Origin of the sequence: Pseudomonas sp. UFMG81 (assembly GCF_015354575.1) — a bacterium.
Taxonomy (GTDB): Bacteria; Pseudomonadota; Gammaproteobacteria; order Pseudomonadales; family Pseudomonadaceae; genus Aquipseudomonas.
Map to the genome: position 1 here is coordinate 60605 of NZ_JACAFQ010000002.1, position 24162 is coordinate 84766.

Here is a 24162-nt window from a genome sequence, read left to right on the forward strand (position 1 = left end):
TGCTGCTTGAGCCAGCGACGCCTCGCTGATGCCGCCGGGCATGTCTGTGCGGTTTCGATTGGAACGCTTGTCATCCCTCACCAGTCCCACGCTGTGTACTCCATCCGTCCACAGCAGGAGAGCTTTGCCATGAGCAGCTACGACTGGGACCTGATCGAACGCCTGCTGCACGAGGTGCAGAATGGCGCCGGCCACAGCTTTACACCCCGTCCCTATGCCGAGCAGCACGCCGCGGCGCTGGCTGCCAAGGGCCAGGCGCCGGGGGATCTCGATCACCTGAAGACCCGCGCCTGCCAATACGAGAAGATTCTCTTCGAGCGCGGCTTTATCGAAAGCCGGCCTGAGGAGGACGGCGGCAACGGCGAGAACTTTGTGCTCACCGAGCGCGGCTCGCGGCTGCTGAGTCTGATCGACAGCAGCATCCCGGGCTTCGAACACCCGCGGCAGGTGCTCGATGAGCAGGACGATGCGCTGGACGAGCATACCTTCGAGGAAGTGTCAGGCAAGGCACAGATCGCCTAAGGTCGTTTACAGGCTGGCAAGGGGCGGCCGGAACGGCTGATAATCGCCGTTCGTCCGCCACTGCCGAGCCTGAGACCATGTCTGTACACACCAAGGCGGCCCGCTCATGAGCGAGGTCCGCAAGAACCCCGATGCCTTTGCCCTGCAGGTGATGCTGGGGCTGTGCCTGATCTGGGGTTGCCAGCAAGTCTTGATCAAATCTGCAGCTGTGGATATCGCGCCGGTGATGCAGGCGGCGTTCCGTAACGGCATCGCTGCCGTGCTGGTAGGCCTGCTTATCTGTTTCAAGGGCGGCTGGAGCCAGGTGGGCACGACTTGGCGTGCCGGGCTGTTGGCAGGGGCGCTGTTCGGGTTGGAGTTCCTGTTCATCGCCGAGGGGCTGAAGCTGACATCGGCGGCGCATATGTCGGTGTTCTTGTATACCGCGCCGATCTTCACCGCCCTGGGGCTGCATTTCATGATGCCCAGCGAGCGATTGCGCCTGCTGCAATGGCTGGGGATCCTGCTGGCGTTCGGCGGGATTGCCCTGGCCTTCGCCGGCGGCGTTTCATTCGATCAGCTCGACGGCCGCATGTTGCTGGGGGATGCCCTGGCGATCCTGGCCGGGCTGGCCTGGGGCGCAACCACGGTGGTGGTGCGTGGCTCGCGGCTGTCGGAGGCGCCGGCGACCCTGACCCTGTTCTATCAACTGGCCGTCGGGTTTGCCGGGCTGGTGCTGATTGCCCTGGTGAGTGGCCAGATCTCTGACTTCTCGCTGACCCCGCTGGCGGTGGGCAGTGTGCTGTTCCAGGGCATCGTGGTGTCGTTCATCAGCTACCTGACGTGGTTCTGGTTGCTGCGCAAGTACCTGGCGTCGAACCTGGCGGTGTTCTCGTTCATCACGCCACTGTTCGGGGTCACCTTCGGGGTGGTGCTGCTGGACGAGCCATTGAGCCTGAACTTCGTGCTGGGCGCGGTGTTGGTGCTGGTCGGGGTGATCATGGTCAGCGCCGAAAGTTGGGTGCGCCAGCAACTGCGCAAGGTGGTGGGTTAGCGCACAGGCTGGTTCGCCGGCAAGCCGGCGCCTACAGGTGTATCGCTGATTCCGTAGGCGCCGGCTTGCCGGCGAACGCGGTGGTTCATTCACCCCATGCGTCCCAGGTGGCCGCATGCTGGCGAGCGAGCTGTGTGCGCATTAAGCACCAGCACACCGGCCACCCCCAACCCTGCGGCCGCCGCCACCAATGCCGGCTGCAGCCCACCACTGAAGTGGCTGCTCAACGCCGCCAGCAATGGTCCGCTCAATTGTCCCAGGGCAAAACACGCGGTCAACAGCCCGGCATTGCGCTGCGTGGCATGGGGCGCCAGTTCCCGCGAGCGTTGCATCACCAGTTGCATGCAGGCCAGGAACGGCCCACCGCAGAGCAACACCCCAAGGCCCAGGCCAACCCCGCCACCCAGCAGGCAGGCCAGCACGCCCAGGCCCTGCAACCACAAGGTCACGGTCAGCCACAGCGAGGTGCGCCCCGGCCGGCGTAGGCTGACGAGCACCACCCCAAGCGCCGCCGCCAGGCCGAACGCCGGCCAGAACAGATCGGCCATCCAGTGCCCATGGAACTGTTGGTTGGCCATCTGCGACAGGAACGTGGCCGGCAGGATGTAGCCGATGCCGTACAACCCGTACACCAGGCCCAGGCGGCCGATTCCGCCGACGCGGGCCTGGCCATTGTTGCCAGAGGCGGCGGGCGCAGGCTCCAGCGCACGCGGCAGCCACGGCAGCACGGCCAGCAGCATGACCAGTGCGGCCACCGCATAGATCAGCCACAGCGCGGCCGAACCCAGCCCCAGCAGGTGCGCGCCGAGGGCCAGCAGCCCGGTCACGGCAATGCCGACACCAGGCCCGGCAAACACCTGGGCGCCAAGGCGCTGGCGACCCTGGGCGTTGGCCAGTTGCTGGCTAAGGCTGGTGATCATCACCAGCACCCAGGCGCTGGCCACGCCGGTGCCAAAGCGCAGCAGCAGGTGGCCCCAGAACCCCTCGACGAATGCCGAAGCGAAGGTCAGCACCACGCACAACCACAGGCCGCCGTGCAGACGCAGGCGCACCTGGGCTGGCTGACGGGCGAACATGCCATCCACCGCACCGAGGAAGTAACCGAGGTAGTTGGCCGCGGCGACCAGGCCGCCGGCGGTCAGGTCGAACTGGCCCTCGGCGATCAACCGGGGCAGTTGTGGGGTCAGGGCGAAGCGGCCGATACCCATGGCCATCATCAGGGCCACGGCGCTGGCCAGCAGTTGCACAAAGGGCGACATGGAGCGTCTCCTGCTCGAAGGGTGGCGATGGATGGCAGGGTAGGGTGGATTGACTTTCAATAAAATTGAATAATGATGATCAAGTTGTTCTGTTTTGGAGAATACAATGGAGTTCAGTCAGTTGCGCATCTTCCAGGCCGTGGCTGAGGAAGGTTCGCTTACTCGCGCCGCCGAGCGCCTGCATCGAGTGCCGTCGAACCTGTCCACCCGCTTGCGCCAACTCGAAGAGCAGCTAGGTGTCGAGTTGTTCCTGCGCGAGCGCCAGCGCTTGCAGCTGTCGCCGGCCGGCAAGGTGTTGCTGGACTATGCCAACCGTCTGGCGGCGTTGCGCGACGAGGCCATGGCCGCAGTGCAGGGCGGCCAGCCGGCAGGTAGCTTCGTGCTCGGTACCATGTACAGCACGGCGGCGATCCACTTGCCTGCGCTGCTGGCGCGCTATCACCAGGCTTATCCTGCGGTGAACCTGCAAGTGCAGGCGGCGCCCAGTGCGGAACTGCTCGAAGGGCTGCTCAGCCACCGGCTCGACGCCGCGTTGATCGATGGCCCGCCCAGCCTGGCTGGCCTGGACGGTGTGCCGCTGTGCGACGAAACCCTGGTGTTGATCAGCAGCCCCGAGCACCCGCCCGTGCACAGCGCCAAGGATGTTGCCGGCGAGGCGATGTTCACCTTCCGCCGGGGGTGTTCGTACCGCATGCGCCTGGAGGCCTGGTACGCCCATGCCCATACGCCCATGGGGCGGGTGATGGAGATCGAGTCCTACCAGAGCATGCTGGCCTGCGTGATCGCCGGCGCCGGGGTGGCGCTGATGGCGCAATCGATGCTCGACAGCCTGCCAGGGCGTGATCGGGTGCGCGCCCACAGGTTGCAGGCACCCTTCGATCAGGCCACTACCTGGTTGATGTGGCGCCAGGGCATGTGCGGGGCGAATTTGCAGGCTTGGATCGATCTGCAACAAAGCGAAACGATTGACCGACCGTCGGGTGCTGCCGCCAGCGCTTGATCCGGGTCAAAATCGCCCCTATCTGTAAGAACAGAGGCATGCGTAATACAGGACATCGGACTATGATCTGTATGACGCATCGCAGAATTGATTGACCGTGAGGCTGACCCGTAAAGGGGGCACTATGAACGAACGCATGTACAACTGGCTCCACGACCTCGCCGTCGCCTTGGGCTTGCTCCCGCCACCGCTGCAGCCGGTGCCGATCCCTACCGACGAAGAACAACGCAAGCGCCAGCCGCGTCGTCGCTGAAACCCCAGGAAAAAGGCCGCCGCATCGACAGGATGCGGCGGCCTTTTGCGTTTCATAGGGTACAGATCACGGCCCAGCCTTAAACCCGTAGGAGCCGGCAAGCCGGCTCCTACACCGATTCATGCAGGGCGAAGGCGTCAGGCCAGGTTCACCGCCGCAGCCGGCTTGCGCGAAGCCAGGCTGACCACCACGAAGCTCACCAGGCCGATGGCCAGGCTGTAGTAGATCGGCGAGTTGGCATCCAGGCCATCCTTGAACATGAAGAACAGCGCGGTGACAAAGCCCAGCGACATGCTGGCAATGGCGCCGGCGGTGGTGGCGCGTTTCCAGAAGATCGCGCCCATCAGCGGGATCAGCATGCCGCCCACTAGCAGGTTGTAGGCCAGGGTCAGGGCGCTGATCACATCGTTCACCGCCAGGGCGATGCCCAGCACCACCAGGCCGGTGAGCAGGGTGAACAGGCGGTTGATGCCCAGGCTCGACTGCTTGCCGCCACGCAGCTTGGGCAGCAGGTCTTCGGTCAGGGTGGTCGATGCAGCCAACAGGCCGGCGCTGGCGGTGGACATCATCGCGGCCAGGGCGGCGGCCATCAGCAGGCCACGGATGCCTTCGGGCAACTGGCCCTTGATCATCTCGGCGAAGGCGTTGTTCGGGTTGGCCAGGTCTGGCATCAGCACATGGGCGGCCATGCCGATCAGGGCGCAGGCCAGGCCGTACAGTACGCAGTAGACACCGGCGGTGGTACCGGCGCGCTGGCAGACTTTCTCGTCACGGGCGGTGAACACCCGCTGCCAGATGTCCTGGCCGATCAGGATGCCGAAGAAGTAGATCAGGAAGTAGGTGATGATGGTGTCCCAGCCGATGGTGGTCCAGCTGAAGCTGGCCGCCGGCAGCTTGGCCACCAGCACATCCCAGCCACCGGCCTTGTACAGGCACACCGGCAGCAGGATGAACATCAGGCCCACGGTCTTGATCACGAACTGGACGATGTCGGTCAGGGTCAGCGACCACATCCCACCAATGGTCGAGTACACCACCACCACGCCGCCACCGAACAGCAGCGCCATCCAGAACGGCACGTCGAGCAGTACCTGCAGCACGGTGCCCATGGCCAGGGTCGAGGTCACGCCGATCATCAGCGCATAGGCGAGCATGATCGCCGCGCTGGCCTGGCGTGCCATCGGGTTGTAGCGGCGCTCCAGCACCTGGGTGACGGTGAAGATCTTCAGGCGCAGCAGCGGTTTGGCGAGGAACAGGTTCAACGCGATGATCCCCAGGCCCAGTGCGGCGCACAGCCAGAAGCCGGAGATGCCGTGGACGTAGCCCAGGCGCACGGTGCCGACGGTGGAGGCGCCGCCGAGCACGGTGGTGGCCATGGTGCCCATGTACAGGGTCGGGCCGAGGTTGCGCCCGGCCACCAGGTAGTCTTCGTGGGTCTTCGCACGTCGCATGCCGTACCAGCCAAGCGCGAGCATGCCGGCGGCATAGATCAGTACAACGATGATGTCCAAGGCCATTGGGGGTCTCCCGATTATCTTTATTATGGCGAGATCGGCCGTCCGGGCGGGTTCACGCGCCCGGCGGTCCTTTAATGTGTTGGCGGGCCTCTATGGCCCTCCCGAATGGCTCCTGCCGGGGTGTTTCTGTGGCTTGACGAGCTGTTGTGGGAGCGGCGGTGCGCCGATGCGACTTGCCCCGCGATTGCTATCGCGGGGCAAGCCCGCTCCCACAAGCCTTCATGCCAATCAGCGGCGTACCACGCCCGGCAGCACGCAGAGCATTTCGAACAGCAGGTTGGCGCCCAGCAACGAGGTGTTGCCGGTGGTGTCGTAGGGTGGGGAGACTTCGACCAGGTCACAGCCGATCAGGTCCAGGCCGTGGCAGCCGCGGATGATCTCCATCGCCTGGATGGTGGTCAAGCCACCGATCTCGGGGGTACCCGTGCCAGGTGCCCAGGCCGGATCGATGCCGTCGATGTCGAACGACAGGTAAACCGGGCCACCACCGACTTTTTCGCGCACTTCGGCCATCAGCGGCTCCAGCGACTTGTGCCAGCACTCTTCGGCCTGCACCACACGGAAGCCCTGACGACGGCTCCAGTTGAAGTCGTCGGCGGTGTAGCCCTGGGCGCGCAGGCCGATCTGCACCACGCGGTCGCAATCGAGCAGGCCTTCTTCCACGGCGCGGCGGAAGGTGGTGCCATGGGCGATCTTCTCGCCGAACATGTGGTCGTTGACGTCGGCGTGGGCGTCGATGTGCACCAGGCCGATCTTGCCGTGCTTCTTGTGCAGGGCACGCAGGATCGGCAGGGTAATGGTGTGGTCGCCACCCAGGGTCAGCGGGATGACATTGTGCTCGACGATTTCATCGTAGGCTTCTTCGATGATGCGCACGGCGTCGAGCAGGTTGAAGGTGTTGATCGCCACGTCACCGATGTCGGCCACCGACAGCGAGTCGAAGGGGGCGGCGCCAGTGGCCATGTTGTACGGGCGGATCATCACCGATTCGGCGCGGATCTGCCGTGGGCCGAAGCGGGTGCCCGAGCGCAGCGAGGTGCCGATGTCCAGCGGCACGCCGATGAACGCGGCGTCCAGGCCTTCGGCACTTTGCAGGTGGGGCAGGCGGAGCATGGTGGCGATGCCGCCGAAACGCGGCATTTCGTTGCCGCCCAGTGGTTGGTGGAGAATCTTGTCCACGGTGGGCCTCATCAGTCGGTCGATTGTTGTGTTTGTTCGAACCTGTGCCGCCGCGCGTCTCGTCAGGCTGAACTGGCTGGCGGGCAGGGACATTTCGCCGCAGTCTGCGCAAGGTAGTGCGGCGAAAGAATCGCTACCGACAAATACTTACTTCAGGAATTTATGAACTATCCGCCTGAAGGCGCGTTAGACTCTGGCGATTTACAGCCCGCGGAACCTTCGCACCATGGCCTCATCGCTACCCGACCTGAAACTGCTGCGCATCTTCGCCAGCGTGGTGCGCCACCAGGGCTTCGCCAACGCCCAGCGCGACCTCAACCTGTCGACGTCGGCGATCAGCACCTACATGAGCCAGCTGGAAGGCGCCCTGGGCATCGTGCTCTGCCACCGTGGCCGGGGCGGTTTCAGCCTGACCAGCAAAGGCGAGCTGTTCCACCAGGAAACCCTGCGCCTGCTTGGCGAGCTGGACGGTTTCGAACAGTACGCCGCTGCCCTCAAGGGCGAGTTGCGGGGCACGCTGAACCTCGGGGTGATCGATTCCACTGTCGGCGACCGCGCCTTGCCACTGGCCGAGGCCATCGGTGCCTACAGCCAGGAGCATCCGGCGGTGCACCTGCACCTGTCGGTGTCCAGCCCCTACGAATTGCAGCTGGGCGTGCAGGACAACCGTCTGGACCTGGCCATTGGCGCGTTCTCCTCGCGCATGAGTGGGCTGGTGTACCAACCGCTGTACCGCGAACAGCACTGGCTGTATTGCAGCAGCCGCCACCCGCTGTTTGCCGAACGGCGCATCCCGGAGCCGGTGGTGACCCAGCAGCGCATGGTCGGGCGTGGCTACTGGAGCCAGGCGGAATTGGCCCGGCATGGCTTCAAGCACAGTGCGGCGACAGTCGAGAGTATGGAGGCGCAGCTGATCCTGATTCTCTCTGGCGCCTACATCGGCTACTTGCCCGAGCATTACGCCCAGGCCTGGGTCGACAAAGGCGATCTACGGGTATTGTCGCCGGCCACCTTTGGTTATCAGGCGCCGTTTTCATTGATCATCCGCCGCGGCCGTAGCCGGGAACCCTTGATCCAGACCTTCCGCGACCTGCTCAAGAGCCAGCTCAACGTGGGTTGAGCCTGGTCGTTTTCAGCACATTCCGTCAGGGCGGGTCAATTTCCTGCAAAAGTTGACCGCTGGCGTGCTGGCCATCTGCTAAATATCTACTTGCTTTGATGAATTCCCCACTCATCTGGATAAGCAAGGGACCGCCAACGATGCGCATGAATTTGCCCGTCACCGAGCACGAAAGAACCTTCCCCAACCACCAGCGGCTGATTTCCACCACCGACCTCAACAGCCGCATCACCTATTGCAACGACGCATTCGTGGCCATCAGCGGTTTCACCTACGACGAGCTGGTCGGGCAGCCGCACAACCTGGTGCGTCATCCCGACATGCCGCCGGCGGTCTTCGGCCATATGTGGGACACCATCAAGCAAGGCAAACCCTGGATGGGCGTGGTCAAGAACCGCGCCAAGAACGGCGATTTCTACTGGGTCAGCGCCTATGTCACGGCGGTTTATGAAAATGGCCGCATCAGCGGCTACGAGTCGGTGCGCTCGGTGCCGACCCGTGAGCAGATCCGCCGCGCCGAGCAACTGTACGCCCGCTTGCGCGCCGGCCGTTCACCCGTGCCGCTGGCGTCACGCCTGGGCCATGGCATCGGGCATGGCTGGCCGCTGATCGGCGCCGGCCTGGTGTCGGCAGCGGCTTATTTGTGGCTGCCCCAGTACGCCGCGTTGGGCGTGCTGATGGCCAGTCTGCTGGTCGCCTGGTACCTGGTGGAACATCGGCAGAACCAGGCCATTCGCCGCACCTTGCAAGAGCATCCCAAGGCCTTCACCAGCCCGCTGGTAGCCCTGACCTACAGCGACAACCCTGGTCTGCAGGGCCAGCTGGACCTGGCGATCATCAGTGAGGAAGCGCGCCTGCAAACCGCGCTGACCCGCCTGGTGGATGCCGGGGTCGGGGTCAAGTCCCGCGCCGCGCAGTCCGCCGACCTGTCTGACGCCCAAGCGCAGATGCTCGACCGCCAGCGCAGCGAAACCGACCAGTCGGCCACCGCCATCGCGCAGATGGCCGCGACCATCCAGCAGGTCACCCACAACGTGCAGAGCACTGCCCACGCCGCCAGCGACGCCGACCAGCTGGCCCAGCAGGGCAGCGACCTGGCCCAGCAGAGCCTGCGCGCCATGGGCAGCATGAGCGAAGCGGTGAGCGACATCGGCCAGGCGGTCAATGCCCTGGCCGAGCAAACCCAGTCGATCGGCAGCGTGGTGGACGTGATCACCTCGATCGCCGAGCAGACCAACCTGCTGGCGCTCAACGCCGCCATCGAAGCGGCGCGTGCCGGCGAGCAGGGGCGGGGGTTCGCGGTGGTGGCCGACGAAGTGCGCTCGCTGGCCCAGCGCACCCGGGCCTCCACCGAGGAAATCCACCACATCATCGCCGGCCTGCGTTCCGGTGCCGACCGCGCGGTGGCCAGTGCCAGCCGCGGGCAGCAGATTTCCAGCGACAGCGTGCACAGTGTCGAGGCCGTGCAGGAAGCGCTGGCCGGCATCGCCCAGGCAGTCAGCCGCATCACCGGCATGAGCCAGCAGATGGCCACGGCGTCCGAGCAGCAGAGCCATGTGGCGGAGGATATCAACCAGCAGATCGTGCGCATCGCCCAGCTGTGCGATGAAAGCGCCGGGCAGGCCAGGCAGGGGGCCGAAATCAGTCAGGACCTGGAAAAGATGGCGGAGTACCTGCACAGCCTGGCGGAGCGGTTCAATCGCTGAAGGGTTTGGCGTTCATCGCCGGCAAGCCGGCTCCCACAGTGATGGCACTCGAGCTCTTGCGGGAGCAACTGTCTTTTGTAGGAGCGGCCTTGTGTCGCGAAAGGGGTGCGCAGCGCCCCCAGGATCTTGAGTACGCCCAAGATCGCCGGGGCCGCGTTGCGGCCCTTTCGCGACACAAGGCCGCTCCTACAGGGGCGCGCAAGCCTTGGGATGTGGGAGTCGGCTTGCCGGCGATGGGCTGCCCCGCAATCGTGGCCTCGACGCAACCTTGTGGCACACTACGCCCCCCAAGGAGCCCCCGATGTCCAGACCCTCGTGCGAGCGCTGCCAGCGTCCGCTCAACCACTGCCTCTGCCCGCTTATCCCGCAACTCGACAGCCGTACCCGGGTGCTGCTGCTACAGCATCCCAGCGAAACCTCGCATGCCCTGAACACCGCGCGCTTGGTGGCGCTCGGCCTGCGCAATGCGGAACTGCGGGTGGGTGAGGTGTTCGAGGATCTGAAGCAGTTGCTGGCCATGCCTGGATACCGCCCCGCGCTGTTGTTCCCCGGCGACGGGGCGCAGGTGCTGCAACCCTATGGCGCGAACGACGATCTGCCGCTGCTGTTGGTCGTTCCCGACGGCACTTGGCGCAAGGCACGCAAGATGCTCTACCTGAACCCGCTGCTGGAGGCATTGCCGCGCGTGACGCTGGGTACGGTGACGCCGTCGCGTTATCGGCTGCGCAAGGCGCCGGAGCCTGGGGCCTTGTCGACGATCGAGGCAGTGGTGCAGGCGTTGAATGTGCTCGAAGGGGCAGGGCGGTTCGATGCAGTGCTGCGGCCATTCGAGGCGCTGATCGAGGGGCAGATCAAGGCGATGGGTTCCGATACCTTCGAGCGTAATCACACAAAAAGATGAGTGCTGGGTCGCTTGTTGAGTCTGTGACGAACTTGCAGGTGGTAACGGTCCTGTCGCAGGCAGTCCGCTTGACGGGTAGGTGCCGGCTTTTCAACGTTGGACCGCAGCGATCTCAAGCATGCTTGAAACCCTTTGAAACCACTGGTCGCATGCTCAGGCGACCATCTGCGCTAAGGTTGCCAGTCAGTGAAATGCCAGGAGGGTGTCGTCGTGAGTTCCAAAGTCATTTTTTCCCAACGCCTCATCGCCGAAGCCAACGCCAAGCTGAGTCAAAGGCGTTCTGGCAGATGGCCTGAGCGAGAGCGTCGATGGCCGCAGGCTGTGCAGGACATTCTTTACAATACGCGCCCTAGTCGCGAAGAGATCAGGGCGGCACTTGAGGCTGCAATGCGCAGGTTAAATCAGGGTTGAGTAGCAATGGCGACGGAGCGCTATAACTTCATTTATACGGACCTGGTGCAAAGCGATGTCGATCTTCTGGGAATGATCGCCTATGCACTGTACAAACGGCAGAAGATCGAATTCATTCAGGGATGGCGGGACAGATTGGGCGATGATCCCAGCGAGGTAGACCGTCAGCATTTTCACGAGATCAGCAACTCTCGCTACCAGCTGGAAACCTACCGTAACCAGGCAGGCGAGTTGGCCGAGGACTTTCTCAATACGTCGCTCGAGGAGCGGGCTCAAGAGCTGGAGCATCGGCTGGCAGTGCAGGCGACCGATGAACTCAGGCGCTACAAGCCCAACTACTGGACCGGCGTATCGCAAGGCGTGGTCGCCTCGGCAATCTCCGTGTTGCTGCTGGGCTTGCTGGTGATGTTCACCTGGAGCCTCAACCAGGGGCCAAGGCACGTCATCGAGCAGGTCTTCAACGTCAAGATCATCGATCTGCAGTCCGCGAGCGATGGCCCGCTCGCCCTGTAGCTCAACTCGATCAACGCTCGCGCAACGCCTCGGTCCGTGCCTTGAGCACCGGCTTCAACAGGTAATCCAGCACGCTCTTCTGCCCGGTGATGATATCCACCGTGGCCACCATGCCCGGGATGATCAACAGCGGTTTGTTATCCCCCCCAAGATGATTCTTCTCGGTGCGCACCTGGATCAGGTAGAACGCATTGCCCTTGTCATCGGTCACCGTATCGGCACCGATCAGCTCCAGCTTGGCCTTGAGCCCGCCGTAGATGGTGTAGTCATAGGCACTGAACTTGACCATCGCCGTCTGCCCCGGGTGCAGGAACGCCACGTCCTGTGGTCGCACCTTGGCTTCGATCAGCAGGTTGTCCTCGATCGGCACGATCTCCACCAGGTCGCTGCCCGGCTGCACCACGCCGCCGATGGTGTTGATCTTGAGCAGCTTGACGATGCCACGCACTGGCGACACCACCGTGGTGCGGTTGACCCGGTCATCGATGGCGATGCTGGTGGCGGTGATCTTCGACAGCTCCGTGCGCTTGTCATTGAGTTCCTTGGCGGCTTCCGAGCGGAAGCTTGCGTCGGACTCCTGGATCTTGCTGCGGATTTCGGCAATGGCCGCTTCGGCCCGAGGGATGGCCAGGCTGGTGGCGTTGAGCTGGCCACGGGCTTCGACCGTGCGCTGCTTGAGGCGCAGGATCTCCACCGGGGAGATCGCCCCTTTGCTCACCAGCGGTGAAGACATGTCCAGTTCCTGCTGCAACAAGCCCACGGCCGAGCGGTATTGATCGACCTTGGAGCGAAACTCGGCGAGCTCCTGGGTCTTCTGCCGCAATTGTTCGTTGAGGGTCTGCTTTTCACTGGCCAGGCGACGCTGGCGCGACTCGTACAACGCGGCCTCGTCCTCGGCCACCTGCGGGGCCTTGGCGCGTACTTCGTCTGAAAGTACAAACGGGCGGCCTTCGGACTCGGCCGACAGGCGCTCTACCTGCGCGGTGAGGGCATAGCGGTCAGCCTCACTCTCGCCCTTGTTCGACTTGAAGCGGGTGTCGTCCAGGCGCAGCAGGGTCGCCCCCTTGTCCACCATCTGGCCCTCGCGCACGAAGATCTCGGTAACGATGCCGCCTTCGAGGTTCTGCACCACCTGCACCTTGCTCGAGGGGATGGCCTTGCCTTCGCCGACGGTGACCTCGTCGAGCACGGCGAAGTGGGCCCAGGTCACCGCCACCAGCAGCAGGATCGCCGCCAGCCACACGGTCAGGCGCGACAGGCTCGGCGCATCCTGCAAGGTGGCGCCGGCCAGTTCCGGCATGTAGTCGCGCTCGGCGCGCTTGTCAGTGCCGTGGAGGTAGCTGCGAACGCTATGACCTAAGGACATGCACAACCTCCGAGGGATTCAGCGAACCCTGTGGGAGCGGGTTTACCCGCGAATACTGCAGTGGAGCCAACGACGCTTTCGCGGGTAAACCCGCACCCACAGGGAGGGCATCGCTGTTACAACGCCGCGCCGATGCGGCCCTTGCGCAAGGCATCGACGACCGCATCCTTCGGCCCGTCGGCAACGATCTTGCCGTTGTCCAGCACCAGCAGCCGGTCCACCAGGCTGAGCATCGAGGTGCGGTGGGTCACCAGCAGCAGGGTCTTGCCCGGTACCCAGGCGAGCAGGCGCTGGCGCAGCTGCTCCTCGCTGCTGTTGTCCATGTGGCTGGTGGGTTCGTCGAGGATCAGGATCGGCGGCTCCAGCAATATCGCCCGGGCCAGCAGCACGCTCTGGCGCTGGCCGCCGGAGAGCAGCTGGCCGCGCTCGCCCACCGGGCGGTCGAAGCCTTGCGGATGCTGGCGGGCCAGCTCGCTGACACCGGCCAGCTCGGCCACTTCGAGCATGCGCGCGTCACTGACGTGGCGTGCGCCCAGGGTGAGGTTGTCGCGCAGGCTGCCGGCCAGCAGGGGCAGGTCGTGGGCCACGTAGCCGACCTGGCTGCGCAGGTCGGCGATGTCCAGCTGGCGCAGGTCGAGGTTGTCCAGCAATACCTGGCCTTCGTCGGGGTGGTGGAAGCCCAGCATCAGGCGCGCCAGGGTGCTCTTGCCCGAACCACTGCGGCCGATGATGCCGATGCGCTCGCCTGGTTTGACGGTGAAGCTGACGTCATTGAGCGCCGGGGCGCTCTGCCCGGGGTAGCGGAAGGTGGCGTGGCTGACGCTGATACCACCGTGCAGGGCGGTATGCCCCAGGGCCTGGTGCTCGGCCTGGCGTTCCTGCGGCAGACTCATCAACGCATCGGTGCTGCGCATGGTCAGTTGCGCCTGCTGGTAGCGGGTGATCAGCCCGGCGATCTGCCCCAGCGGTGCCAGCACCCGGCTGCCGAGCATGTAGCTGGCCACCAGCGCGCCGACGCTGAGGTTGCCGGCGATGATGCTGTACACCCCGGCGACGATGGTGGCCATGCCGCAGAACTGCTGGATGAACAGCGTGCCGTTGCTGGCCAGCGACGACAGGTTGCGGGCGTGGGCGTCGAGGCGGGCGATGGCGCCGTTGGTGTGTTCCCACTGGTACTGGCGCTCGCTCTCGGCGCCGCAGGCCTTGAGGGTCTCCAGGCCACCGAGGGTCTCGATCAGCAGAGCCTGGCGCACCGCACCCAGGCTCAGGCTCTTCTGCACGGTGTCGCGCAGGCGCACCTGGATGAACAAGGCCAGGCCCACCGCCACCGGGAAGGCGATCAGCGGGATCAGTACCAGCCAGCCCCCCAGCAAGCCGATCACCACCAGCATCAGGGCGACGAAGGGCAGGTCGATGATGCTGGTCAGGGTCACCGCGGTGAGGAACTCGCGCAGGCCCTGGAAGTCGTGGATGCTCTGGGCGAAACCGCCAATGGTGGCTGGGCGGGCCTTCATGCTCATGCCGGTGATGCGTTCGAACAAGGTGGCGGAGAGGATCAGGTCGGTCTTCTTGCCAGCCTGGTCGAGCAGGTGGGCGCGCACCATGCGCAGCACCAGTTCGAAGGCGGTGCCGATGAACAGGCCGGCGACCAGCACCCACAGCGTCGACAGCGCCTGGTTGGGCACCACGCGGTCGTAGGTCTGCATGACGAACAGCGGCACCATCAACCCCAGCAGGTTGATCAGCAGGCTGGCCAGCAGGGCGTCGCCGTACAACCAGCGTGAGTGGCGCAGGGTGTCGCGAAACCAGGCGTTGACCCTTGGAATCAACGGTGCGCGTACGTCTTCCAGGGTGTGCCGAGGGCGAGCGAACAGGGCTTGGCCGCTGTAGGCCTCGGCCAGGGCTTCACGTTCCACCCATTGCTCGCCCCCTTCGGCCTCGCAGGGTAGCAACAGTGCCTGGCCGTGCTCGCCCCAGCGTTGCAGCACGGCGCTGCGGCCGTCGTTGAGGATCAGCAGCACGGGGAGGTTGAGCGACGAGATGGCATCCAGTTCCCGTTGCAGCACCCGCGCCTGCAACCCGGCACGGGCGGCAGCGCGTGGCAGCAGCGGCAGGGCCAGACGCTGCTCGGCCAGGGGCAGGCCGCTGCACAGGCTGGCGCGGCTGGCGGGGCAGCCGTGCAGCTTGCACAGGATCAGCAGGCCATCGAGCAACGGATCATCCACATCCAGGCGCGGTTGCGCGCTTTGCATACTGGTCACGATGGCCTACTCCTGCCGCGGTGGACGGGTAAACGCTTTATGAGCGCCCTGTACCTAACGCATGTCGGGCAACCTGGCTTCGTTACGCACTTCGGTCTTGGCGATGGCCTCCGGCGGCAGCGAGATGCGTTGCTTGCTCAGCAGTTCGCCCATGGTCGCCAGCACCCGGTACATGGAGAACTCCTCGGTGTAACGCACCTCGGTGTAGCGGCGGTTGGCGTTGTACAGCTCGTTCTCGCTGTCGAGCAGGTCGAGCAACGAGCGTTGGCCGAGGCCGAACTGGTCCTGGTAGGCGGCGCGTACGCGCTGGGTGGTTTCGGCGTATTCGCGTGCGGTGGGGGTCTGCTTGCGCGCGTTGGTCATGGCGTTCCAGGCCAGGCTGAGGTTCTCGTTGAGCTGGCGCAGGGCATTGTTGCGGATGTCCATGGCCTGGTTGATCTTGTGCGCGTCGGATTGCAGGCGAGCCTTGTCGCTGCCGCCGCGGAACAGGTTGTAGCTGAGCTCGACGCCGGCCTGCCAGTCGTTGTTGTCGTGGCCCTTCTGGCCGCCGATGTTGTTGTTGGCACCGGTGGCCAGCACCGCATCCAGGCGCGGGTAGAAGGGCGACTTGGCCACTTCGTACTGTTGCTCGGCGGATTGCACGTCGGCCTGGGCCGACTTGAGGTAGGGGTTGCTCTCCAGCATGCCCTGGCGAGCGTTCTGCAGGTCAACGGGCACCTCGCCCTTGATCGTCACCGGCGTTTCCAGCTCGTCAGGCATGCGCCCGACCACGCTGAAGAAGTTGGCCTCGGCATCGGCCAGGTCCACCTCGGCGGTGTCCAGGTTGTTCTCGGCCAGGGCGCGACGGGCGCGGGACTGGTCGAGGTCGGCGGTGCTGCCCACGCCACGCTCGCTGCGCAGGCCGATCTGGTCGTTGACCCGCAGGTGGGCCTGCAGGTTGTTCCGGGCCAGGGTCACCAGCTCGCGGCGCTTGAGCACTTCGAGGTACACCTCGACGGTGCGCAGGGCCACGGTTTCGGCGGTGGCCTGGGTGAAGTAGGCGCGCGAATTGGCGACCGCTTCGGTGCGGCCGACTTCATTGGCGGTGTTGAAACCGTCGAACAGCATCTGCCGCAGGCGCAGTTCGGACTGGGTGTAGCTGAGGGTTTCCTTGTTGTGGTTGCGCGTGCCGTCCGGATTGAAGCCGCGGGTGTTGGTGTTGTCCGAGCGTTGGCGACCGTAGCCGCCCACCAGGTCGACGGTGGGGTAGTAGCCGCCACGTGCGAATTTCACGTCTTCGTCGGCCGACAGGCGGCTGTTACGGCTGGCGCTGATCTCGGGGTGCTGGTCAACGGCGTTCTGTACCGCCTCGGTGATGGACATCGCCTGAGCATTGGCACAGGCCATGGCCAATAAAATCGCACTGGTGATGGGGGTTAACGCGCGCATGGGGTACTTCTCCCTGGTCTCAAAAAAGTCCTGCTGCCGCCAAAAAAATGACGACTTATAAGAATCAAACCGTTTCAGGCTTGTAACAACAGAGCTAAGAACATTTATCGCGCGAGCTAAGAAGAATTTTTCATAAGGTATATGCGAAAAAAAACTTATGAGGTCTAAGGAATACGCGACATTGTTGCAAACAGGCGGCTCGAACAACTGGCTGGGATACGCGGTTTTCGGGCTTCGGAGAAAGTTCCAGATTTTTTGCAGCTAAGGACGCAGGGGAGGAAGGCGAAAGCGGAATTTGGCGACAAAAATTTGGCATCCAATGATGGCCATTGTCCAGTACCGCTATCGCAGCAGTTGTCACAGGGAGCGTGATTTTCACGAATGTGACAGCAACGGTTCGCCTCACCAGGACGGCTGTTGCGCCATTACCCGACCGCCTTGATCTGCAAAAGCCCATCGGCAGGGGAGGCGTGCGCTCATGGCCAAATTAGTCGGCGTGGTCAGCAAGGTGATCGGCCAGGTGTTCGCGGTGACGGATGACGGTCATCGACGGTTGCTGGTGGAGGGGGATCGCCTGTTCGTCGGCGAACAGCTCGCCACCGGGGAGGCTGGCGCAGTGGCGGTGCGCCTGCACAATGGCGCCGAGCTGACCCTGGGCCGCGACAGCAGCCTGGAGATGACCCAGGAGCTGTTGGCCAACCGTGCGCCCCAGGTGCTCACCCCCGACCCCGTACCGAACGATGCACAGCTCAGCGATGTCGAGCGCCTGCAACAGGCCATCGCCGCCGGCGCCGACCCGACCGAGGAGGCCGAGGCCACTGCAGCAGGCGGCAACCCCGGTGGCGCGCCGGGCGCGGCGGGCGGTGGGCACAGCTTCGTGCTGCTGACCGAAGTGGCCGCGCGTGTCGATCCCACCATCGGCTTCCCCACAGCAGGCTTCAACGGCATCCCGGAGCTGGCCAACCGCTACCTGGGCGAGCGTGACACCGACAGCGATGGCAACCTGAACCCCGTTGCGCCACCGGTCACCCCGACCGATCACCCGGTGACGCTTGAAGGCCTGGAGGTGAAACCCGGCGAGCTGAGCCTCGACGAGGCCAATCTTGCCCAAGGCTCGGCCAGCAACCCGGCGGCGCTGACCCAGGCCGGCAGCTTTACCGTGGTGGCGCCGGATGGCGTGTTCAATTTGAGCGTCGGCGGCATCAACGTGGTCACGGGGGGCGTGGTGACCGGCGTTGGGCAATCCATCGTCACCGGCCTTGGCAACATACTGACCATCACCGGCTACAACCCCGCCACGGGCGTGGTGAGCTACAGCTACACCCTCACCGGTGCAGAGCAGCATCCAAACGGGGGGGGTACCAACAGCCTCGGTGAAAGCTTCCCGGTGCTGGTCAGCGATACCGATGGCGACGTGGCCAGCGGTTCGCTGGACGTCACCATCCGCGACGACGTGCCCAGGGCGGTCAACGACAGCAATGCCGTGACCGCGACCGAGCAACACACCGAACTGACCGGCAATGTGCTGGCCAATGACATCCAGGGCGCCGACCGTGTCGTGGGCGGGCCGGTGCAGGCCGGCACCTTCGTCGGCACCTACGGCACCCTGGTGCTGGCCGCCGACGGCACCTACACCTACACCCTCAACACCAATGACGTCGACTTCAAGAACCTGCTGGGCGGTGGCCAGGGGGTGGAGCACTTCACCTACACCATCAAGGACGCCGATGGCGACTCCAGCAGCGCGACCCTGACGCTCAACGTCAGCAACCTGAACGACCCGGTGACGCTCGGCGGCCTGGACACCCAGGGCGGCGGGGTGACGGTGTACGAAAAGAACCTGTCCGATGGCAGCGCACCAAACCCCGGCGGGTTGACCCAGGGCGGCACCTTCACCGTGACTGCGCTCGATGGCTTGCACACCCTGACCGTGGGTGGCATCTCGATCGTCAATGGCGGGGTGGTCGCAGGCTTCCCGCAGTCGATCACCACGCCCCTGGGCAACACCCTGACGATTACGGGCTACAACCCGGCGACCGGCGTAGTCAGCTACACCTACACGCTGCTGGATACCGAAAGCCATGCCAGCGGCAATGGCATCAACGACCTGGTCGAGCACTTCACCGTCACCGCCACAGACACCGATGGCAGCACCGCCAGCGGCAACCTGAACGTGACCATCGTCGATGACGTGCCCAAGGCGCATTGCGATTTTGCCCATGTCACCGAAGGCGATACCGTCAGCGGCAATGTGCTGGCCAACGATGTGACCGGGTCCGATGTGCGTGCCAACGGCCAGTATGTGGTCGGTGTGCGCGCCGGCAGTGACACGTCGAGTTCTGCGATCGGCCATGTCGGCGACCAGATCATGGGCCAGTACGGCTACCTGACCCTGGACGCCCAGGGCAACGCCACCTACCACGCCAACCCCAACCTTGACCTGCCGCCGTGGGCGACCGATGTGTTCGTCTACACCATCCGCGACGCCGATGGTGACGAGAGCACCACGACCATCTCCATCAAGCTGCACGACAGCCAGCTGATTGCTGGCAGCGACAGCGAGGTGACGGTCTACGAGCAGGCGCTGGACCTGGTCAAAGATGGCAACGACCTGGCGGCGGGCAACGTTGCGGGGAGCAATCCGCAGTCAACGAACGAAACTGCCTCCGGCTCGCTCGCAGGCTCCGTGACCGGTGGCGTGGGTGCGCTGACCTTCACCCTGGTCGGCAACGCCGTGGGCCAGTACGGGCAGATCCTGCTCAACCCCGATGGCAGCTACACCTACACCCTGACCTCGGCACCGAACTCGCCCAACTACGTCAATGACGGCCCGAACGTGATCACCGAGAGCTTCACCTACCAGGTGAAGGATGCGGTGGGTAACACCACCACCAGCACCATCGTCATCAGCATCGTCGACGATGTGCCGAAAGCGAACATCGATTACGCCCACGTTACTGAAGGCGACACCATCGGCGGCAATGTGCTGGCCAACGACGTGACCGGCGCCGATGTGCGAGCCAACGGCCAGTACGTGGTCGGCGTGCGCGCCGGCAGCGACACCTCGACCTCGGCCATCGGCCATGTCGGCGACCAGATCGTGGGCCAATACGGCTACCTGACCCTGGACGCCCAGGGCAACGCCACCTACCACGCCAACCCCAACCTCGACCTGCCGCCATGGGCGACCGATGTGTTCGTCTACACCATCCGTGATGCCGACGGCGACGAGAGCACCACGACCATCTCCATCAAGCTGCACGACAGCCAGCTGATCGCCGGCAGCGACAGCGAGGTCACGGTCTACGAGCAGGCGCTGGACCTGGTCAAAGATGGCAACGACCTGGCGGCGGGTAACGTTGCGGGGAGCAACCCGCAGTCAACGAACGAAACCGCCTCCGGCTCGCTCGCAAGCTCCGTGACCGGTGGCGTGGGTGCGCTCACCTTCACCCTGGTCGGCAACGCTGCCGGCCAATATGGGCAGATTTTGCTCAATCCCGATGGCAGCTACACCTACACCCTGACCTCGGCACCGAACTCGCCCAACCACGTCAATGACGGGCCGAATGTCATTACCGAGAGCTTCACCTACCAGGTGAAGGACGCGGTGGGTAACACCACCACCAGCACCATCGTCATCAACATCGTCGACGACGTGCCGAAGGCGAACATCGACTACGCCCACGTCACAGAAGGCGACACCATTGGCGGCAATGTGCTGGCCAACGATGTGACCGGTGCCGATGTGCGAGCCAACGGCCAGTACGTGGTCGGTGTGCGCGCCGGCAGCGACACCTCGACCTCGGCCATCGGCCATCTCGGCGACCAGATCATGGGCCAGTACGGCTACCTGACCCTGGACGCCCAGGGCAACGCCACCTACCACGCCAACCCCAACCTCGACCTGCCACCGTGGGCGACCGATGTGTTCGTCTACACCATCCGTGATGCCGACGGCGACGAGAGCACCACGACCATCTCCATCAAGCTGCATGACAGCCAGCTGATCGCCGGCAGCGACAGCGAGGTGACGGTCTACGAAAAAGCGCTGGACCTGTGCAAGGACGGCAACGATCTGGCGCCGGGCACTGTCATCGGCAGCGATCCGCACGCCAATGCCGAGACCGCCTCTGGCTCGCTGGCAAGCTCGGTCACTGGCGGATCCGGCGCACTCATCTTCACCCTGGTCGGCAATGCCGTCGGCCAATACGGGCAACTGCTGCTCAACCCCGACGGAACCTACACCTACACGCTGACCTCGGCACCGCACTCACCGAACCCGGCCAACGATGGCCCGAACGTGGTGACCGAGTCCTTCACCTATCAGGTGAAGGATGCGCTGGGTAATACCACCACCAGCACCATCGTCATCAGCATCGTTGACGATGTGCCCAAGGCGCATTGCGATTTCGCTGACGTCACACAAGGCGGCAATGTCAGCGGCAACGTGCTGGCCAACGATGTCATCGGCGCCGATACGCGCGGCGATGGCCAGTACGTGGTGGGCGTGCGCTTCGGCCACGATACGTCGAGTTCGGCCAGCGGCCATGTCGGCGAGCCGATCATGGGCCTGTACGGCTACTTGACCCTGGATTCGCAAGGCAACGCCACCTACCACGCCAACCCCAACAGCGTGCTGCCGCCCTGGGCGACCGATCACTTCGTCTACACCGTGCGTGATGCGGACGGCGACGAGAGCACCACGACCATCACCATCAATGTCCAGGCCAGCACGCTGCAGGCGGGCGAGGACAGCGACGTCACCGTGTACGAGAAAGCCCTGGACCTGCACAAGGACGGCGCCGACCTCGCCGCTGGCAGCGTCACGGGCAGCGACCCGGGCTCGACCGGCGAGACCGCCTCCGGCAGCCTGGTCGGCTCGGTCAGTGGTGGCGCCGGCGCGCTGACCTACAGCCTGGTGGGCAACGCCACCGGCCAGTACGGGCAGATCCTGCTCAAGCCAGACGGCTCCTACACCTACACCCTGACCTCGGCACCGAAGACCCCGGGCGGCGCCGACGACGGTGCCAACACGCAGGTGGAACACTTCACCTACAAGGCCACCGATGCGCTGGGCAACAGCGTCACCAGCACCATCGCCATCAACATCGTCGACGATGTGCCCACGGCCCAGAGCCAGGTGCGCAGCGTCACCCCGGGCCAGGTCGACAGCAACCTGCTGCTGGTGATCGATGTGTCCAGCAGCATGGCCTCGGGTTCCGGGGTGCCGGGCCTGAGCCGCCTTGACCTGGCCAAGCAGGCGATCAACGCGCTGCTCGACAAGTACGATGCGATGGGCGACATCAAGGTGCAGATCGTCACCTTCTCCACCAACGCCACCGACAAGACCCCGGTGTGGGTGTCGATCGACGAGGCCAAGAGCCTGATCGCCGGGCTGAGCCCCGGCGGGCTGACCCACTACGATGCGGCCTCGACCACGGCGCAACAGGCGTTCGCCACCGCCGGCAAGATCGAAGGGGCGCAGAACATCGGCTACTTCTTCTCCGATGGCGAGCCGAGCTCGGGCCATGGCATGAGCCCCGCGCTGGAAACCAGCTGGGAAACGTTCCTCGACAGCAACGGCATCAAGTCCTACGCCATCGGCCTGGGCAACGGTGTCGATACCGCCAACCTCAACCCGTTGGCCTATGACGGCAGCAATCATGTCGACACCAACTCGGTGGTGGTCACCGACCTCAGCCAGCTCGGTGCGGTGCTGTCCGGCACTGTGCAGGGTGCACCGATCACCGGCAGCCTGATGAGTGGCGGCAACTTCGGCGCCGACGGTGGTTTCATCAAGGCGCTGCTGGTGGACGGTACCAGCTACAGCTACGACCCCAAAGCCAATGGCGGGCAGGGCGGCTACACGGTCAGCGGCGGGGTGGACAAGGCGGTGTTCGACACCGCCAGCAACAGCCTGACCATCAAGACCGGCCTGGGTGGCACCCTGCTGGTGGACATGGACAACGGCGAGTTCACCTACACCTCGCCCAAAGGCAGCGTCGGCAACCAGCAAGAGCAGTTCGGCTTCACCGTCAGTGACAACGACGGCGACACCCGAGGTGCCAGCTTGACCGTGAACATCGGCGGCAACGCCGCACCTGTCGCCGGGGCCGACCACATCATCACCAACATCGCCGGGGCCAGCCTCACGGTGCCGGCCGAGGCGCTGCTGGCCAACGACAGCGACGCCAACCATGATCGCCTGAGCGCCGCGCCCATCACCTTCAACACCGGTTTTGCCGACAAGGGCGCGGGCTTCAGCGCCGGCTCACAGGCCCAGACCGTCAACTTCAATGGCACCGGCAATCAGTCAGGGAACCAGTTCCGGGAGCTGGCGCGCAGCGAGTTCACCAGCCTGTCGGGCAGCATGACGGCGGCACTGGTGGTGGCGGGCTACCTGGGGTCGATCACCAGCGGCAATGCCAATGACGAGGACACCCTCACCGTCACCCTGCGCAAGGGCGAGACCCTTACCCTCGACCATGACCGCCCGGCCGGCAACCTGGCGCTGGAGTGGAAGGATGCCGCCGGCAACTACCAGTCCATCGCCGATGGCGGCAGCTTCACCGCCAGCCATGACGGGGTGTACAGCATCCATGTGATCAATACCGAGAACAGCCTGGGCAACAGCAAGGCCGCCGAGAACTACAAACTGAGCCTGGTGGTGGACTACAGCAACGCCAGCAACCCGGTGGTTCACGACACCTACACCGTCAGTGATGGCCATGGCGGCTCGGCGACCGGCAATGTGGACATCAGCTACCAGGCGGGCCACACCCTCAACGGCACGGCGGGTGACGATGTGCTGTTGGCCGGCGGCGGTGACAACACCCTGCTGGGCGGCAATGGCAACGATGTGCTGGTGGCAGGCGCCGGCAACGACAGCCTGTATGGCGGCGAGGGCAATGACCTGCTGATCGCAGGGCCCGGCAACGACCTGCTCGACGGTGGGGCGGGCATCGACACGGCCAGCTATGCCAAGGCCACGGCCGGGGTGACGGTGGACCTTGGCCATAGCGGGCCGCAGAACACCCTGGGCGCCGGCACGGATACCTTGACCGGCATCGAGAACCTGATCGGTTCGGACTACAACGACACCCTGACCGGCAACGACGCCGACAACGTGCTGAACGGTGGCGCCGGCAACGATGTACTCAAGGGTGGGGGCGGCAACGACACGCTGATCGGTGGGCCGGGCAATGACACGCTGACCGGCGGCAGCGGCAACGATGCGTTCGTCTGGCAGAAGGGCGACAGCGGGCATGACACGGTGACCGACTTCACCCCGGGCAGTGATCGCCTCGACCTGTCACAACTGTTGCAGGGCGAGAACGCCACCAGTGCCTCGCTGGACGACTACCTGCACTTCAAGGTCAGCGGCACCGGCAGCAATGTGGTGTCGACCATTGAGGTGAGCAGTGTCGCGGGGGCGGCGCCGACCCAGACCATCGAACTGGCGGGGATCGACCTGGCGCAGCACTACGGGGTCACGGCCGGGGCGGGTGGGGTGATCGCGGCAGGGCATGACACCGCGACCATCATCAACGGCATGCTCAACGACCATTCGTTGAAGGTGGATACGGTGTAAGGCGTCGATCGGCGGTTGGCCGCGAAAGCGCAATCGCCGGCAAGCCGGCTCTCACAGGTAGGGCCTGATCGTGAAGGTGGTGCGGTCCCCTGTAGGAGCGGC

General features: G+C 64.6%; 14 protein-coding genes and 2 pseudogenes. 10 read left to right on the forward strand and 6 right to left on the reverse strand.

The annotated features are described in order from the left end of the window. Window positions 1-129: 129 nt before the first annotated feature. Window positions 130-522 carry a transcriptional regulator gene (locus IX761_RS02130; protein WP_194787908.1) on the forward strand — a complete coding sequence of 131 codons (393 nt, stop codon included), beginning with the start codon at window positions 130-132 and terminating at the stop codon, window positions 520-522. 106 nt (window positions 523-628) lie between these two features. Continuing rightward, complete coding sequence (locus IX761_RS02135) at window positions 629-1555, forward strand: DMT family transporter (protein ID WP_194787909.1); 927 nt, start codon at window positions 629-631, stop codon at window positions 1553-1555. An 89-nt stretch (window positions 1556-1644) separates the two neighbouring features. Here IX761_RS02135 and IX761_RS02140 read toward each other — a convergent pair whose 3' ends face one another. Then, window positions 1645-2814 carry a YbfB/YjiJ family MFS transporter gene (locus tag IX761_RS02140; protein ID WP_194787910.1) on the reverse strand — a complete coding sequence of 390 codons (1170 nt, stop codon included), beginning with the start codon at window positions 2812-2814 and terminating at the stop codon, window positions 1645-1647. Between the two features lie 106 nt (window positions 2815-2920). Here IX761_RS02140 and ptrR point away from each other — a divergent pair, with 106 nt between their 5' ends. Next, window positions 2921-3814 (forward strand): putrescine utilization regulator PtrR, encoded by an 894-nt coding sequence (gene ptrR, locus IX761_RS02145; protein WP_194787911.1) that lies wholly within the window; start codon window positions 2921-2923, stop codon window positions 3812-3814. 124 nt (window positions 3815-3938) lie between these two features. Further along, entirely contained in the window at window positions 3939-4067 is a 129-nt protein-coding gene (locus IX761_RS27300; RefSeq protein ID WP_256206021.1) for a PA1414 family protein, read from the forward strand. A gap of 137 nt (window positions 4068-4204) precedes the next feature. On the opposite strand, the gene IX761_RS02150 is transcribed toward IX761_RS27300, so the two are convergent. Both IX761_RS02150 and speB read right to left on the reverse strand, forming a co-directional pair. Beyond that, window positions 4205-5584 carry a sodium:solute symporter gene (locus IX761_RS02150; RefSeq protein ID WP_194787912.1) on the reverse strand — a complete coding sequence of 460 codons (1380 nt, stop codon included), beginning with the start codon at window positions 5582-5584 and terminating at the stop codon, window positions 4205-4207. A 228-nt stretch (window positions 5585-5812) separates the two neighbouring features. Next, window positions 5813-6763, reverse strand: coding sequence for an agmatinase (speB, locus tag IX761_RS02155; RefSeq protein WP_062574808.1), 951 nt, complete (start codon window positions 6761-6763; stop codon window positions 5813-5815). Between the two features lie 226 nt (window positions 6764-6989). Between speB and IX761_RS02160 the strand changes: the two genes are divergently transcribed. The 5 genes and pseudogenes from IX761_RS02160 (at window position 6990) to IX761_RS02175 (ending at window position 11414) form a co-directional block, all read left to right on the forward strand. After that, window positions 6990-7883: a LysR family transcriptional regulator gene (locus IX761_RS02160; protein ID WP_194787913.1), complete on the forward strand. Its 894-nt coding sequence runs from the start codon at window positions 6990-6992 to the stop codon at window positions 7881-7883. A gap of 146 nt (window positions 7884-8029) precedes the next feature. After that, window positions 8030-8326: pseudogene (locus tag IX761_RS27480) on the forward strand (PAS domain-containing protein); the annotation flags it as partial. Window positions 8327-8608: 282 nt separating this feature from the next. Further along, window positions 8609-9589 (forward strand): annotated as a pseudogene (locus IX761_RS27485) (methyl-accepting chemotaxis protein); the annotation flags it as partial. 301 nt (window positions 9590-9890) lie between these two features. Continuing rightward, the gene (locus IX761_RS02170) at window positions 9891-10490 is read left to right on the forward strand and encodes a tRNA-uridine aminocarboxypropyltransferase (RefSeq protein ID WP_194787915.1); all 600 of its coding nucleotides are present in this window, start codon (window positions 9891-9893) and stop codon (window positions 10488-10490) included. A 417-nt stretch (window positions 10491-10907) separates the two neighbouring features. Next, window positions 10908-11414: a hypothetical protein gene (locus IX761_RS02175; RefSeq protein WP_194787916.1), complete on the forward strand. Its 507-nt coding sequence runs from the start codon at window positions 10908-10910 to the stop codon at window positions 11412-11414. Between the two features lie 10 nt (window positions 11415-11424). On the opposite strand, the gene IX761_RS02180 is transcribed toward IX761_RS02175, so the two are convergent. The 3 genes from IX761_RS02180 to IX761_RS02190 form a co-directional block, all read right to left on the reverse strand. Continuing rightward, complete coding sequence (locus IX761_RS02180; protein ID WP_194787917.1) at window positions 11425-12780, reverse strand: HlyD family type I secretion periplasmic adaptor subunit; 1356 nt, start codon at window positions 12778-12780, stop codon at window positions 11425-11427. Between the two features lie 116 nt (window positions 12781-12896). Beyond that, window positions 12897-15032: a type I secretion system permease/ATPase gene (locus tag IX761_RS02185; protein ID WP_194788160.1), complete on the reverse strand. Its 2136-nt coding sequence runs from the start codon at window positions 15030-15032 to the stop codon at window positions 12897-12899. Window positions 15033-15095: 63 nt separating this feature from the next. Further along, window positions 15096-16469, reverse strand: coding sequence for a TolC family outer membrane protein (locus IX761_RS02190; RefSeq protein WP_194787918.1), 1374 nt, complete (start codon window positions 16467-16469; stop codon window positions 15096-15098). A gap of 478 nt (window positions 16470-16947) precedes the next feature. Between IX761_RS02190 and IX761_RS02195 the strand changes: the two genes are divergently transcribed. Further along, complete coding sequence (locus IX761_RS02195) at window positions 16948-24060, forward strand: retention module-containing protein (RefSeq protein ID WP_194787919.1); 7113 nt, start codon at window positions 16948-16950, stop codon at window positions 24058-24060. Window positions 24061-24162 lie beyond the last annotated feature (102 nt).

What these genes read in the sequence shown, in the direction of transcription:
- IX761_RS02130 (WP_194787908.1), top strand. Translation starts at nt 130, where the DNA reads ATGAGCAGCTACGACTGGGACCTGATCGAACGCCTGCTGCACGAGGTG.
- IX761_RS02135 (WP_194787909.1), top strand. Translation starts at nt 629, where the DNA reads ATGAGCGAGGTCCGCAAGAACCCCGATGCCTTTGCCCTGCAGGTGATG.
- IX761_RS02140 (WP_194787910.1), bottom strand. Translation starts at nt 2,814, where the DNA reads ATGTCGCCCTTTGTGCAACTGCTGGCCAGCGCCGTGGCCCTGATGATG.
- ptrR (WP_194787911.1), top strand. Translation starts at nt 2,921, where the DNA reads ATGGAGTTCAGTCAGTTGCGCATCTTCCAGGCCGTGGCTGAGGAAGGT.
- IX761_RS27300 (WP_256206021.1), top strand. Translation starts at nt 3,939, where the DNA reads ATGAACGAACGCATGTACAACTGGCTCCACGACCTCGCCGTCGCCTTG.
- IX761_RS02150 (WP_194787912.1), bottom strand. Translation starts at nt 5,584, where the DNA reads ATGGCCTTGGACATCATCGTTGTACTGATCTATGCCGCCGGCATGCTC.
- IX761_RS02160 (WP_194787913.1), top strand. Translation starts at nt 6,990, where the DNA reads ATGGCCTCATCGCTACCCGACCTGAAACTGCTGCGCATCTTCGCCAGC.
- IX761_RS02170 (WP_194787915.1), top strand. Translation starts at nt 9,891, where the DNA reads ATGTCCAGACCCTCGTGCGAGCGCTGCCAGCGTCCGCTCAACCACTGC.
- IX761_RS02175 (WP_194787916.1), top strand. Translation starts at nt 10,908, where the DNA reads ATGGCGACGGAGCGCTATAACTTCATTTATACGGACCTGGTGCAAAGC.
- IX761_RS02180 (WP_194787917.1), bottom strand. Translation starts at nt 12,780, where the DNA reads ATGTCCTTAGGTCATAGCGTTCGCAGCTACCTCCACGGCACTGACAAG.
- IX761_RS02185 (WP_194788160.1), bottom strand. Translation starts at nt 15,032, where the DNA reads ATGCAAAGCGCGCAACCGCGCCTGGATGTGGATGATCCGTTGCTCGAT.
- IX761_RS02190 (WP_194787918.1), bottom strand. Translation starts at nt 16,469, where the DNA reads ATGCGCGCGTTAACCCCCATCACCAGTGCGATTTTATTGGCCATGGCC.
- IX761_RS02195 (WP_194787919.1), top strand. Translation starts at nt 16,948, where the DNA reads ATGGCCAAATTAGTCGGCGTGGTCAGCAAGGTGATCGGCCAGGTGTTC.